The following is a 14,478-nucleotide window of genomic DNA, read 5'->3' as shown; positions in this document are numbered from 1 at the left end:
TAATCAATAATATCTTTATCACAACAATTTTTTTCACAAGAGCCTATGCCTTAAATGGTTTTTATGCAAGATTGTTAGAAATAATGCAAATAGTTTTTCAGGAAAAGCAAAAATGATCTTGTTAAAAATTTTCACATTTTATGCATTTTTCATCTCCTCTAGCCATTTTTTAGCTTTTTCAATACTTTTTACCTCCTCAATGATGAGGATAAGCCTGTTTTTGGCCTCTTTGATTTTGCAATGTTTGCCGTGTTTTTGGATATAAGCAAGGATCTTACCAAATGTTTCTGACTTAAAATACTTTTCCTTTTCCGAAGGAAGAAAATAACATTTCATGACTCCTCCTTTGAGCATGAGTTTTTCAAATCCCAAAGTCTCCGCAATCCACCTCAAGCGCACTGTTTCGAACAGATCTTCCACCGTTGGAGGTACCGGACCAAACCTGTCCCGGATGGATTGGATAAAGGTCTGAAGCTCTTCCTCCTTTTTGATATTGTCAAGCTTGGCATACAGGCTTAGCCTTTCTGAAATATTGCTTACATAAGATTCCGGAATCAACAACTCCAAATCGGTTTCGATCACACAATCCTGAACGAGGATTTCGACTTTTTCTTTTAAGTCAACTTCAAAGAGGTATGCAAATTCATTTTCTTTCAATTCCTGTACCGCCTCATCGAGGATTTTGTGGTACATCTCAAATCCCAAATCGGTAATGAACCCGCTTTGTTCGGCACCAAGCAAATTGCCTGCGCCTCGGATATCGAGGTCACGCATCGCGACTTTGAAGCCGTCTCCCAAATCCGAGAATTCCTCCAAGGTCTGCAATCTCTTCCGCGCTTCTGCCGTCAAACCCGAAGTCGGCGTGGTCAATAAATAACAAAACGCTTTTTTGTTGCTTCTCCCCACACGACCCCGCATCTGATGGAGGTCGCTCAAGCCAAACATGTGGGCGCGGTTGATGATGATGGTGTTGGCATTGGGGATATCCAATCCGGATTCAATGATGTTGGTCGAAACGAGCACATCATATTCTCCCTCTATAAATTTGACCATGATGTTTTCAAGCTTTTTGCCGTCCATCTGACCATGTGCCGCAGCCACGCGCGCATCCGGCACCAACCTCAGTATCAGGTTGGCAATGGATTCTATTTCGCCGACACGGTTGTGGACAAAAAACACCTGCCCGCCTCTTTTCAATTCAAATGCTATGGCATCGCGGATGACTTCTTCCCTGAAAGTGTGGATTTCAGTGGTGACGGGTTGTCGATTTGGTGGCGGCGTTGCGATGACAGACAAATCCCTGGCCCCCATCAAAGAGAAATGAAGTGTCCTCGGTATCGGGGTGGCGGTCAGGGTCAGTACATCCACATTGACTTTCATTTCTTTGAGTTGGTCTTTGGTTTTGACACCAAACTTTTGCTCCTCGTCAATGACCAACAATCCAAGATTCTTAAATTTGATGTCTTTGTTGACAATCCGGTGGGTGCCGATTAGGATGTCTATTTCACCTGTGGCCACTTGTGCAATGATGTCTTTGATCTCTTTGGCAGACCTGAACCGGTTGATGTACTCCACTTTTACAGGAAAATTGGCCAACCTTTCTTTGAAAGTATGGAAATGTTGCATGGCCAAAATGGTAGTGGGAACGAGCACCGCTACCTGCTTTCTGTCATTCAAGGCTTTGAATGCTGCACGGATGGCCACTTCTGTTTTGCCAAATCCCACATCCCCACAGACAAGCCTGTCCATCGGATAAGGTTTTTCCATATCGGATTTGACATCGATGGTCGCCGATGCCTGATCGGGAGTATCTTCAAATACGAAGGAACTTTCGAGTTCTACCTGCATGACCGAATCGGGAGAAAACCTGAAACCGTTGGCCCCTTTCCTTTTGGCATACAGCGCTATCAAATCTTTGGCTATGTCTTTGACTTTACCTTTGACTTTTCGCTTTTTGTTTTCCCATTCAGGACTCCCGAGTTTGGACATGGCAGGCATGGTTCCCTCCTGACCGGAGTATTTGGAGATCTTGTGGAGCGAATGGATGTTGACAAAAAGCAGGTCGTCGTCTCTAAAAACCAAGCGGACTGCTTCCTGCGCTTTGCCGTGGACATCGACTTTTTCCAATCCTGCAAAGCGACCTACTCCATAATCAATATGGACAATAAAATCCCCCGGATGCAGCGCCTTCAATTCCCTTAGGGTAAGGGCTTTGGATTTACTGGATTTGGCTTTTGTCTTGTATCTGTGAAAACGCTCGAAAATCTGATGGTCCGTATAGCAGGCAATGGAAAGCGACTTGTCCACAAAACCTTCCCGCAAACCGATTTTCAAATATTGGACTTTTAAAGTGGGATCCAGCTCATGGAAAATATTCTCCAATCTTTGGATCTGCTTGTCACTCTCAGAACAGACAATGTTGAGCATTCCGGTTTTTTCGTTCCCAACAAGATTTTGTACCATCAGGTCAAAGTTCTTGTTGAATGAAGGCTGAGGTTGGGAGTCAAACTTGGCCGTAGCAGCGTTTTTAAGGTGGAACTTGTTTCCAAATTCTACTTTCCCAAATCGGGAAACATTCTGGACAAATGCCGTTTCGCCATCAAACAAGTCTTCGGGCTTCAACAGCAGCTTTTGGTTGGAAGTCCTGCTTACGATATGGTCAAACTGGTTTTTGGCTTTGTGGAAGTTGTCTTCTATGATGTCAAGGGTATACTGAAAATCCTTGAACCAAAGCAAGGTCCCTTGAGGCAAAAAATCCAGAAAAGACTGTCTCTGTTCCTGCAGCAATTTGGTCTGCACATTTGGAATCAGGCTGATATGGTCAATGGTATCTAGGGAAAGCTGGGTTTCCGGATCAAAGGTCCTGATGCTTTCTATTTCTTTGCCAAATAACTCAAGGCGGTAAGGGAGGTCATGGGCATACGAAAACACATCCAAGATTCCCCCGCGGATGGCAAACTGACCGGGTTCAAAAACAAAGTCTGTTTTTTCAAAATCATAGGTACTGAGCAGTTCAGAGATAAAGGCAAGGTCCACCTTTTCGCCGACAGCTGCTTTGAATGTATTTTCTGTCAGAGATCTTTTGTTGATCACCTTCTCGTACAGGGCCTCAGCGTAGGTGACGATGATGGGGTCTTTTTGCTCTTGGGTCAGGAGTTTGTTCAGAATTTCCGCCCTTTGGAGAACATTGGCATTTTCTACCTCATCAAACTGGTAGGGTCTTTTATAGCTTGAAGGAAAAAAGAATATTGATTCTTCTCCCAAAAGCTCCTGAAGGTCGTTGTTGATATAAGCCGCTTCTTCCTTGTCGTGGGCAATAATGAGGTGACAGCCGCTTAGAGATTTGAAAAGCACGGAAAAAACCAAACTGTCCAAACTTCCTGACAGACCTTTGATCTGATGGTTACCGGATTTGTCTTTGAGTATGTTTTGGGCAATGGTCTGTACAAAAGGATCTTTTTCGTAAAGAGAAACTAACGCGCTTTTTTCCAATTGTGTGATTTTGGCTAATGATGGACAAAGGTAGGAAATTGATTTATAAACCTGTTCCTTCCCCGATTTATGAAATTGTAATCTAATTGGCTGAACCTATGGCTTACAATAATGTTTATTGAAATATAACTTAATGACCCATGGAAAAAACCAAGGAAACCTGGCTACAAAGAGTAGAGAAAATGCATCCCTACCAGACCCTGATGTTCTTGGGGATGTTTGGTAGCGGTTTGATTTTTCTTTTTTTGACAGTGGCTTTTTTGGCCTCCGGTACCGGATATTTTGAACAATACGGCCATAAAATCCCTAAGGCATTTATTGTAAGTACTCTGGTGATTCTTTATAGCGGGTACACTGTTTCGAAATTGCTGATATATTTCAATGAGGAAAATCTCGAAAAACTCAGGTCTACGCTTATCCTTACAGCCATACTTGGACTTGTATTTACCGTCTTACAGTTTTTTGGATGGCGGGAACTTACCATGATGGGTGTCGATTTCAGGGGTTTGCCGAGTGGGAGTTTTCTGTACGTCTTGAGTGGCATCCATATTTTTCACCTTTTGGGCGTGTTGGTATTTTCGGGGATTATGTTGGTACAATATACCCAAAACAGCAAAAGTGAAATACATAAACTTCTGATGCTGACCAATCCTTTTGAGAAAATGAGGATCAGGCTTTTTACCACCTATTGGCATTTTATGGACCTGATTTGGCTGATATTATTTCTGGTATTTGTCTTGATTTTTTAAAACCTAAACGCCTTGATTTCAACCTCCAACTTCTTACTTTAGAAACTATTCCATGAAAATCAATATTGAAACTGCCGTTGAACAGGATTACCTTCAGGTCAAGGAAGGCTTCAACGAAAGCCTTTTTACCAAACTCAGCCCTCCCTTTCCTCCTGTCAAGCTGTTGCGTTTTGATGGCTCAAAAAAAGGGGATGTGGTCACCCTGGAGTTGAATTTCATCTTTTTCAAGCAAAAATGGACAAGTTTGATCACCGAGGACCATACAGATGAGAAGGAATTTTTCTTTGTAGATCAGGGTACGGCATTGCCGTTTTTTCTCCAAGAATGGCGGCATAAACACCGGATTATCAAAAACGGTAAGGGTTCGATTATCAGGGATGAAATCACCTTTAAAGCAAAACCGGGATTGTTGGGAATATTTCTCTATCCGGCGATGTACCTTCAGTTTTTATACAGAAATCCCATTTACAAAAAATGCTTCAAGGCCAAGGCCTAGGCCAATGAGAGGTTGTCGCAATTCTCAATCTGACAATCTCCATAGAGTACCAAAGAATGGCTGGTGATGGCGGACTGAAATTCTTTCCCCATGGCAATCTTAATGGAGTTGATTCTTTCATCAGAGAATTCCCTGATTTTGCGGCATTGGTTGCAGACATGGTGGTCATGGTGCTTGTAGGTCAGTGCCTGTTCGTAAAGTGCCACTTTGTCTTTGAACTGATGCTTGACAGCTAATCCGCATTCGACCAAAAGGTCCAAGGTATTGTAGATAGTAGCCCGGCTGATGGTGTAGCCTTTGTTTCTCATCAGAAGGAATAGCCCTTCTACATCAATATGTTCATCTTGTGGTAGGGCATATAGCTCGTCCAACACAGAATATCTTTCGGGGGTTTTTCTGCTTCCCTGTCTCAAAAGGAAGTTCTCAAAAATTTTCTTTGCTTTTTCTACAACTGATAATTCTGCCATAATGAATAGTACCAAAAAATAAAGATGCGGTATTTTTTAGATTTTATCAAAAATACCAACGCTTCATTAATTCGACTCGGGCTAATTTGGGATCAATCCTGATAAAAATATTCCAAAAACCGGCCTATCTAAAATTTAGATGAACAAATCACCATTGAAAAATATTTATGATTATATTAATCCAACTATAGACCCAAAATTTTAAAAACCCGTGCGCCCATTCTCTATCCTTACGCTGATTCTCTACTTTTGGATCTTTGTCGCCACAGCTCAGGTTCCAGGATTTTATATGAGGGAAGCTGAAAAAAAAGTGGAATTGCCGATCATAGTTTCCAATAATCTCGTCATCATTCCTCTCTCTATCAATAGCGGTCCGCCTGTCAATTTCCTATTGGACACCGGTGTCAAAACAAACATTTTGTTCAGTAAGACTTTCGGAAATTTTATTGGGCTCAATTACACCCGAAAGCTCGATTTGGTCGGTGCGGACGGGCAGACGATTTTGACAGCCTCCGTCTCCCCAAACAATTACATTGATATGGGTCCTTTGGAGGGAATTTTTCAGACTCTTCTGGTATTGGATGAGGATTTTATGGAACTCGAGCAGGTAATCGGCATTCCGGTGTATGGCGTTATAGGCTACGAATTTTTCAAATATAATACTGTCAAAATTGATTATGACAGACAAAAGATCACTTTTTATGCCAATGACATGATGAAAAGAAAGCCTGTTGGCTACAAGAAAGTGAATATCAAGCTTGACAACAGCAAACCTTACATCACAGGAAAAATAAAGCAAAGCTCCGATACAGAATTGGAAGGCAAGTTGCTGATTGATATCGGGGCCAACCACGGGTTGCTCTTGAACAGGGAAACGACCGACGAGATTCTATTGCCAGAAAAGAACATTAAAAGTGATTTGGGCAGGTCCTTGGGTGGTGATTTGTTTGGCTTTGTGGGACGCACCTTTCTTTTGGATATCAATGGCGTCAAATTTAAAGATGTGATCACTTCTTTCCCTGAGGAAACAGAATTCAGCTATGTCATCCGGGAAAGCGGCAGACAGGGAAGTATCGGCTCGGAGATTTTGGGTAGGTTGACAGTGATTTTGGACTACAACAGAGAGAAAATGTACATCAAAAGAGGCGATACATTTCTAATTCCTTTTGAATTTGACATGAGTGGCATCACGCCAAGATTGTTGCCTATGGATGAAAAAATCATCTATGTGACCCAAGTCCGGGAAGGATCTCCTGCCTATGAAGCCGGTATCCGGATGAAAGATGAATTCTATGATATCAACAATATCCCTATTGCCTTTTGGGAACTTCCCGATTTGATCAAACTGTTTCGTTCGGAGGAAGGAAGGGAAATTAATGTAACCATGAAACGGTTTCTTGGAGAGGATCCTGAAAATTTTGAGTTGAAGGATTTTAAATTTAGATTGAAAAGGCAGATTTAATGTTCTTGTTCCAAACCTTCAATAGCCTCATTATTGATGTTGTTATCCGAAGAGTTGTATATTTGGAGGAATGTATTTTAAGTTGAGATGCCCGTGCAGAGGCTGTCCCAATGAATTCTTTGATTAATGTATGTCAGAAGGTGCAAGAGTTTCTTTTCAAAATATTCTACTTACTGTAAAAAAGTACGAGGGTGGCAGATTTGAACTGCTTTATATTTCTTCCGAGATTAGAAATCTTCTGACAGAAGGAGAAAAGTTTTATGAGGAAGCATTTTTCGAAAAGTCATTTCCTACCATTCCAAGGCCCTTTTTCGAATACCTTTTCCAGATTCTCGGCAATGGCGATAAGCTCATCTGCCCACTCACTTGGAAGCAAAAGTATTTCAGATTTGTACAGGTAGAAGGATATGTGATTTCTCAAGAGGACAATTCTTATTTGGTGAATGTGCTCATTTCCCAGATTCCATTTGACTGTCAGGTAAAATTTTCCTGGATTATGGATAAATCTACGTCCAAGGTTTTTACCGGTTTGCACTCAGGAAATGTCCTGACCACGATTTCAGAATGGAAATCCCACTTTTATTCAAAATTCAATTTTATTTCAGAATCCGGTTTCAATGATTTTCTGGACAATCCGGACAATGAGATTTTGACCGTTTTTCCGGGTCACATCTATTTGTCAAAGAAGATGCTGACCAAAGACCATGACCTGATCCAATTGGAATATGGTGCCAATCCTTCCATCGCAAAATCAGAACCAATGGCAGCTGATTCGGAACTTGGCTTGAAGCAGGCGCCCATTTATTACGAATATGATTTAAAGACTGACCAAATCAATTTATCGGGAAATCTGGAGGGAATCTTAGGCCATGCACCGGGGTTTTTTGAAAATTATACTTCCAAAGATTGGTTGAATCTGGTCCATCCCCTTGACCGCCAATATTTTCATTCTGGGTTTGATCATGATTCTAAGGTAATCTACAGGGTCAACCATGCCTCTGGAAATTATGTGTATGTTCAGGATGAGGTGAACAAACTGTTGGATGATCCCAATAGCTCGGGGGTTTCTCTGGGAATCATCACCGACATTACCGCGCTCAAAGAAATCGAGAAGGATATTTTGGAACATAAGACCATTCTCGATCAGCTCACAGGCGTGGTACCGGGCATGGTGTATATGATCAAGGCTTTTCCGGATGGCACCAGAAAGTTTATTTTCGTCAGTGAGGGAAGTAAAAACCTTTGGGAACTTGATCCCGTGACCATCATGGACAATGACTCCAGTCTCCGTCAACTGATCTACCACGAAGATCTTGAGCAGGTAGAGTTGGCGGATAAAATTGCCTTCCAAAAAAACCTGAAATTTGAAAGTACTTTCCGAATCATCACGCCCTCAGGAAAGACCAAGTGGGTATTTGGTGCTTCCAACAGGCTCAAACAATTCCCCAAGGAATCTATTTGGGCAGGTTTTTTCATTGATATAACTTATACCAAACAGAAAGAGACAGAGTCAAATTTGCTGCTCAATAGGTACAAAATCCTGTTCGATGAGAACCCGCTGCCCATATTCCAATATGACAGCCAAGGAACTATCCTCGATGTGAACAAGCGGTTTATGGACAAAGTGGATGTGGTGGATCCCGCAGACATGATTGGCAAAAACATGTTTGAGCTGATCAAAGGACATCCAATTGAAAATGCCTATCGGGACAGCATAGAAAAAGGTCAGGGATTTTATGAAGGTCCCTATGTAAGCCATTTCAACAAAAAGTTGTTCCATGTCCGCGTCAATGCCAAATCTGTCGAGGAAGGAAAGGTCTTTCAGGCCATCTTGGAGGATATCAGTGAACAGCAATATGTCTCCAATATCCTGTCAGAATTGACCGAGCGGACATCTCGATTCTCAGGGCAGGAGTTTTTTGACGCGTTGACTTCCTTCCTTTCCGAAAAACTGAATGTATCCAACTGCTTCATTGCGGAAGTGGATGAAAAAAATCAAGTCGCCAATATTCTTTCTTACCATAAAAATGGGAAGCGTGCTGAAAATTTCCAGTATTCCTTGATTAACGCTCCTTTATATGATTATTTGAATTCTAATGTTCCATTTATAATTCAAAACGGTGCATCTGCCAAATATCCCAAAGACCAAACTTTGGTGAGCAGGGGAATATCCACTTACATGGGTGTGCCGATTGTGGATATTGACAAAAACCGCTTGGGAATCCTGGTTTTGATGGACGAAAATGACCATCCTTACAGTTTGGGTCTTTCCGGGCTGCTGACTGTCTTGTCTGATAGGATCGGAGCGGAATTGAACAGGTTGCATTTCGAAAAAAAGCTGATTTCATCAGAATTGCTCTTCAGAAGTATTGCAGAAAACTTCCCGAACGGCACAATCGAAATTCTGGATAAAAATTTCAACTACGTATTCACCGACGGAAAAGGCTACCAATCTTTACAGATAGACCAAAAGAAGCTGATCGGGACTCCACACCTTTCGATTTATGATGAATCGACTTCCAACAAAGTAAAGGGATTCTTGGAAAAAGTCATGGCAGGTGAATCCGCCATCTTTGAAGTCATGGTAAACAACCAATATTACCTGAAAAATGGTGTTCCGTTGACCAACAGTTCCCATCAAATAGACAGAATCTTGCTGGTAACCCAAAACATTACCGAGTCAAAAATTGCGGAATCAGAAAGAGAAAGGCTCATCAAAGACCTTAAATCCCAAAATGAAGAACTTCAGCGGTTTGCTTATATCATTTCTCACAACCTTCGGGCGCCAATTGTAAATATCACATCGCTCCTAGACTTATATAATTACCAAAATCCTGCGGATATAGAGAATTATGAAATCATCGAAAACCTCAAAATCTCTACCAAGATACTGAACAGTACTCTTGAAGACCTGATAGAAGTGGTTTCCATCAAAAAGAACAAACTGCCTAAAATCGAAAGGGTAAGTTTCAGAAAGTTGCTTAAAAACATTGAGCGGAGCCTTTCCAAGCAATTCCAGGAATCAGGTGCTGTGATCGTAAGTGACTATAGCGAAGCGCCGTATATCAATTACATCTATTCCCACCTAGAAAACTTCATCATCAACTTGACCACAAATTCCATCAAATACAAACATGCCGAGAGAAACCCCGTTATTGAGATCAAATCATTCCTCGAGGAAGGGTTTACTGTCATTGAATTCCGTGACAACGGCATCGGCTTGGATTTGGATCGGTACAAGGACAGGTTGTTTGGTTTGTACCAAAGATTCCATTCCCATGTAGATGGCAAAGGATTGGGATTGTACCTGATCCGTGAACAAATCAGGGCACATGACGGCAACCTCCGGGTAGAAAGTACCGTGGGAGTAGGCACAACATTCTATATTTATCTCAAGAACATGAAGGCAAATTTCCCTGAGGAAAAATAAACCTATCTTAAAATCAAACACAAAAGATATTCCCATCAAAATTTTAATTTTGTGAATCCTTAAACCAATCCAGAAAAATGAAAAAAGCACTCATTCCTATTTTGATCATTGCTGTGATAGGCATATTCATGTACACCAAAGCAGTTGGGGTTTATAATATGTTTGTCCAAAATGAAGAAACAATCAATGGCCAATGGGCAGAAGTCCAAACTCAATACCAAAGAAGGGCAGACCTGATTCCTAACCTTGTGAACACAGTAAAAGGATATGCTGAATTTGAACAGGAAACGCTGACCGGGGTAATCGAAGCCCGAGCAAAAGCCACTTCTATCAATATCAATGCAAATGACCTCAGCCCTGATAAAATCGCACAATTTCAGGAAGCACAGGACCAATTGAGCGGAGCTTTGAGCCGATTATTGGTAACAGTAGAAAAATATCCTGATCTGAAAGCCAACCAAAACTTCTTAGAATTGCAGGCACAGTTGGAAGGAACTGAAAACAGAATTGCCGTAGCAAGAAGGAACTTTAACCAATCGGTACAAGCTTATAACTCAGACCTTAGAAAATTCCCAAACAACCTATTCGCAGGTTGGTATGGATTTGAAACCAAAGGTTATTTTGAAGCAGCGGCAGGTTCCGAAAATGCACCGACGGTACAATTCTAATTGATATGGCAGAAAATCTCTTTTCTCAGGAAGACAAAAACAGGATCGTGTCAGCCATAGCAGCTGCTGAGATGGCTACTTCCGGGGAAATCCAGGTACATATAGAAAACCATTGCCGCCTTGACGTATTGGACAGGGCGGCAGAGGTTTTTGAAACCTTGAAAATGCATAAAACCAAGGAAAGAAATGCCGTTCTGTTCTATTTGGCAGTAGCAGACCATAAGTTTGCCATTCTTGGAGATTCCGGCATCAATAAAGTCGTTCCGGAAAATTTTTGGGAGAAAATAAAAGAGGAAATGGCGAAATCATTCAAACAACAGGCATTTACTGAGGGATTGTCGACTGCGATCGAAGCCTGTGGTCAGCAGCTCAAAGCCCATTTTCCTTATGATAATAAAGGAGACCTCAACGAATTATCGGATGAAATTTCCTTTGGATAACAAAATCATGATCTATAAATATTCCCTTTCCATATTACTCATTCTTCTATTTGTTGGAACACTTACTGCCCAAGGAGACTTTCCCGAAGTCCCTAATCCACCAAGGTTGGTCAATGACTTTACGAATTCCCTTTCCGCAAGTCAGGTAGCAAGTTTGGAAAGTAAGCTCGTAGCATACAATGACAGTACTTCCACGCAGGTCACGATAGTAATGATCAGGTCGGTGGGTCAGTATGATATCAGCGATTATACCTTTCAGTTGGGTGAAAAATGGGGAATAGGTCAGGCAAAGCTGGACAATGGGGTTTTGATTTTGGCAGCAATGGAAGACAGAAAAGTCTTTATCGCAACAGGCTATGGGATGGAAGGGGTATTGCCAGATATATTGACAAAAAGAATAGTTGATCAGTTGATTGTACCAAATTTTAAGATGGAGGCCTACTATGACGGATTAGACAAGGCTACAGATATGATTTTCAAGTTGGCCTCAGGTGAGTATGAAGCCGATAAAGTAACCTCAACAGGAGAACATGGAAGGGCAATAGTCTTCTTTTTGTTCTTTATTTTCATTTTTGTAATTCTTCCTTTGATCAAAAACAGGAAAGACAATGACAACCACATGGGTGGTAAAGGAGGAGGAGTAGACCTATTTACGACCATCATGCTTGCCAATCTGCTCAAAGGTAGCGGCGGGGGTAAATTTGGGGATTTTTCCTCAGGTCGTGGTGGATTCGGAGGCGGTGGTGGAGGTTTCGGTGGATTTGGTGGCGGTTCTTTTGGTGGAGGAGGAGCCGGCGGAAGCTGGTAGGTTTTCTGATTTGACGACCTCAAAGTCCTTTTGCTCGTTGTTTAGGCTTAGAATATTCCTTTACTATTTAGATCCAAATCTGTCGCCCATTCATTTTATCCTCAAGCACAGCTTCAAAAGAAATTCATTCAAAATGAGCCTATCTGTATTATAAAAATTCAATAGCTCACCATTTATTGGTTCTTACCTGCTGCAATTACCGCCAAATCAACCACCTCACTTCCTTTCTCCAGCAAGACATTGGCACAAGTGATCAACGTCGCTCCTGTGGTCATGACATCGTCCACAAGGAGCAATCTCTTCCCGTTGACTTCCTTGTTGGGATCGATATCAAATACTTCAGCGACATTTTCAATCCGCTCCATTCTTGACTTTTTGGTTTGGGTCTCTGTATACTGAACCCTTATCAATGACAACACAACAGGAATTCCCAATGACTCAGAGAGCCCTTTTGCAAACTGTTCACTTTGGTTGTAGCCTCTTTTCTTTTGCTTTACAGGATGAAGGGGAACAGGGGTGATTTGATCCCAATTGTTTTTAAATCCGCTTTCATGGAGGATATTTCCATAAAGTCTTCCGATTTCCACCCCGATTTCAGGTTTATTTTTATACTTCAATTGATGCAAAAGACTTTGGCTAGCTCCTTTTTTTGAAAACCTCAAAAAAGACATAACCAAGTTGGGCTGGGTCAGCCCCATGATTTTGGTAACCAACTCATTGTTTTGAGGCCGGAGGTGGTAATTGGTAATAGGAAGTGCAGCTATACATACCTTGCACATCTGGTCTTCAAAGTCAAAAAGACTCCTTTTACAGAGGCAACAGGTTTTTGGGAAAACCAAAGCCAAAAAATCTTCAAAAATCCTAGAATACATTTTCAAAATGGGAAGTTAGAACTGAATGACTGTAAATACCTGTTATATTTGCAATTGACTAAAAACTCCTTAAAATTTAATGAATTTAATAGAAGAATTCAATGCCTACAGAAGCGAAATGAATGAAAAAATCATGGCTTCGGATAACAAGGTCATCAAGCGTTTTTTCAATCTTGACACCAATACCTATGCAGAAGGTGCGTTGGATATCCAAACCAAGGAAATGATCGGTTTGGCATGTTCAATGGTCCTGCGCTGTGATGATTGTATCAAGTACCACCTGGGAAAGTCATATGAAGCCGGATTGAATAAAGAGCAGATATTTGAGGTTTTTTCAATCGCCACCATTATAGGAGGTTCTATTGTAATTCCACATTTGAGAAGGGCTGTAGAATATTGGGAATTATTGGAACAAGAAGGGAAAAGTGATGTTTAAAAAAGACCTTGATCTGGAAAAACGGTGGAGCAAGCTGCTGAAAGGGATGGAAGAACTCATCGGAAAAAAACCCAATGACCTGAATGGAGTTTTGTTTCTGATTGGTGTGCAAGAATTGGGACAGGGAAACAAGAGTTTTTCCAAAGAACAGAAGCAAGACCTGATGCACATTGGAATATGCAGGGTGTTGAGTCAGGTAGGGTTTTATGAATTGGATTATATCGATCAGGATGGATGGCCGCATTGGAAACTCGTAAACAAACTGCCTCATTTTGACGTGTTAGAACAAGAGAAATTATTGAAAATACAGGTTCTGGAATATTTTGAAACTGAATTCCAAATAGAAATCAAATAGAAATAATCTATAATCAGGCTAATCTTAGTATCATGAAAATCGTATCCTATAATGTCAATGGTATCCGCGCAGCGCTTACAAAGGGATTTGCGGAATGGTTAAAAGCCATAGATCCTGATATCATTGGATTACAGGAAATTAAAGCAGAAGAAAACCAAATTGACAGGACCATATTTGAGGATATGGGATTCAGCATATATTGGTATCCTGCAGCAAAAAAAGGATATAGCGGAGTGGCCATTTTGACCAAGGTAAAACCAAAGCATGTTGAGTATGGTGTTGCTATGCCTTTTTATGATGACGAGGGAAGGATAATTAGAGCAGACTTTGATGGGTTTTCTTTTGTTTCTGCGTATTTTCCCTCAGGAACTACAGGTGACGTGAGGCAAGATTTCAAATATAGGTTCTTGGATGACATTTATGGTTATTCACAGGACTTGATTAAAGCACACCCAAATCTGATTTTGAGTGGAGATTACAATATCTGTCATAAGCCGATAGACATACATAACCCGATATCGAATAAAAATTCCTCAGGTTTTCTACCTGAAGAAAGGGCTTGGATGGATAAGTTCACCGCATCAGGATTCATTGATACCTTCAGACTCTTTAATCCGAATCCGCATCATTACACTTGGTGGAGCTATCGGGCAGGTTCAAGGTACAAAAATCTTGGTTGGAGGATAGATTACCACATGTCAACAGAGGGAATGAGAGAGAAGATAAAAAGATCTATTATCCTTCCCGAAGCTCATCATTCGGATCACTGTCCGATAATGATAGAATTAGAATAACATTAAATT

13 protein-coding genes are annotated in these 14,478 nt (G+C 41.2%); 10 read left to right on the top strand and 3 right to left on the bottom strand.

Annotation, left to right across the window (positions count from 1 at the left end):
• Nucleotides 1–138: 138 nt before the first annotated feature.
• Nucleotides 139–3,492 (bottom strand): transcription-repair coupling factor, encoded by a 3,354-nt coding sequence (gene mfd / locus MMU05_RS07920; protein WP_241141138.1) that lies wholly within the window; start codon nucleotides 3,490–3,492, stop codon nucleotides 139–141.
• Nucleotides 3,493–3,632: 140 nt separating this feature from the next.
• On the opposite strand from mfd, the gene MMU05_RS07915 reads away from it, so the two are divergent.
• Both MMU05_RS07915 and MMU05_RS07910 read left to right on the top strand, forming a co-directional pair.
• Nucleotides 3,633–4,241, top strand: a complete 609-nt coding sequence (locus tag MMU05_RS07915) for a cytochrome c oxidase subunit 3 (protein WP_241141137.1) — start codon at nucleotides 3,633–3,635, stop codon at nucleotides 4,239–4,241.
• A 52-nt stretch (nucleotides 4,242–4,293) separates the two neighbouring features.
• Entirely contained in the window at nucleotides 4,294–4,737 is a 444-nt protein-coding gene (locus MMU05_RS07910) for an SRPBCC family protein (RefSeq protein ID WP_241141136.1), read from the top strand.
• Here the strand turns inward: MMU05_RS07910 and MMU05_RS07905 are convergent.
• On the bottom strand, nucleotides 4,734–5,204 hold the full coding sequence (locus tag MMU05_RS07905; RefSeq protein WP_241141135.1) for a Fur family transcriptional regulator: 471 nt from the start codon (nucleotides 5,202–5,204) through the stop codon (nucleotides 4,734–4,736). The genes MMU05_RS07910 and MMU05_RS07905 overlap by 4 nt on opposite strands.
• A 211-nt stretch (nucleotides 5,205–5,415) precedes the next feature.
• Here MMU05_RS07905 and MMU05_RS07900 point away from each other — a divergent pair, with 211 nt between their 5' ends.
• The 5 genes from MMU05_RS07900 to MMU05_RS07880 all read left to right on the top strand — a co-directional run bounded on the left by MMU05_RS07900 (nucleotide 5,416) and on the right by MMU05_RS07880 (nucleotide 12,012).
• Nucleotides 5,416–6,666 (top strand): PDZ domain-containing protein, encoded by a 1,251-nt coding sequence (locus MMU05_RS07900; RefSeq protein WP_241141134.1) that lies wholly within the window; start codon nucleotides 5,416–5,418, stop codon nucleotides 6,664–6,666.
• 130 nt (nucleotides 6,667–6,796) lie between these two features.
• Nucleotides 6,797–10,096: a PAS domain S-box protein gene (locus tag MMU05_RS07895; protein ID WP_241141133.1), complete on the top strand. Its 3,300-nt coding sequence runs from the start codon at nucleotides 6,797–6,799 to the stop codon at nucleotides 10,094–10,096.
• Nucleotides 10,097–10,173: 77 nt separating this feature from the next.
• Nucleotides 10,174–10,764: a LemA family protein gene (locus MMU05_RS07890; protein WP_241141132.1), complete on the top strand. Its 591-nt coding sequence runs from the start codon at nucleotides 10,174–10,176 to the stop codon at nucleotides 10,762–10,764.
• 5 nt (nucleotides 10,765–10,769) lie between these two features.
• Nucleotides 10,770–11,204, top strand: coding sequence for a TPM domain-containing protein (locus MMU05_RS07885; protein WP_241141131.1), 435 nt, complete (start codon nucleotides 10,770–10,772; stop codon nucleotides 11,202–11,204).
• Between the two features lie 7 nt (nucleotides 11,205–11,211).
• Nucleotides 11,212–12,012, top strand: coding sequence for a TPM domain-containing protein (locus tag MMU05_RS07880; protein ID WP_241141130.1), 801 nt, complete (start codon nucleotides 11,212–11,214; stop codon nucleotides 12,010–12,012).
• Between the two features lie 173 nt (nucleotides 12,013–12,185).
• On the opposite strand, the gene MMU05_RS07875 is transcribed toward MMU05_RS07880, so the two are convergent.
• Nucleotides 12,186–12,884, bottom strand: coding sequence for a ComF family protein (locus MMU05_RS07875; protein ID WP_241141129.1), 699 nt, complete (start codon nucleotides 12,882–12,884; stop codon nucleotides 12,186–12,188).
• A 79-nt stretch (nucleotides 12,885–12,963) separates the two neighbouring features.
• Between MMU05_RS07875 and MMU05_RS07870 the strand changes: the two genes are divergently transcribed.
• Genes MMU05_RS07870 through MMU05_RS07860 form a run of 3 tightly spaced genes read left to right on the top strand, consistent with a single transcriptional unit; the run spans nucleotide 12,964 to nucleotide 14,469 of the window.
• Nucleotides 12,964–13,320, top strand: a complete 357-nt coding sequence (locus MMU05_RS07870) for a carboxymuconolactone decarboxylase family protein (protein ID WP_241141128.1) — start codon at nucleotides 12,964–12,966, stop codon at nucleotides 13,318–13,320.
• Nucleotides 13,313–13,675 (top strand): hypothetical protein, encoded by a 363-nt coding sequence (locus MMU05_RS07865; RefSeq protein WP_241141127.1) that lies wholly within the window; start codon nucleotides 13,313–13,315, stop codon nucleotides 13,673–13,675. The genes MMU05_RS07870 and MMU05_RS07865 overlap by 8 nt, the downstream gene beginning before the upstream one ends.
• 32 nt (nucleotides 13,676–13,707) lie before the next feature.
• On the top strand, nucleotides 13,708–14,469 hold the full coding sequence (locus MMU05_RS07860) for an exodeoxyribonuclease III (protein WP_241141126.1): 762 nt from the start codon (nucleotides 13,708–13,710) through the stop codon (nucleotides 14,467–14,469).
• Nucleotides 14,470–14,478 lie beyond the last annotated feature (9 nt).

The sequence above is a fragment of the Cognataquiflexum rubidum genome, assembly GCF_022538115.1.
Taxonomy (GTDB): domain Bacteria; phylum Bacteroidota; class Bacteroidia; order Cytophagales; family Cyclobacteriaceae; genus Cognataquiflexum; species Cognataquiflexum rubidum.
The sequence above is the reverse complement of the archived record's forward strand: the minus strand, read 5'-3'. Positions and strand labels throughout refer to the sequence as shown.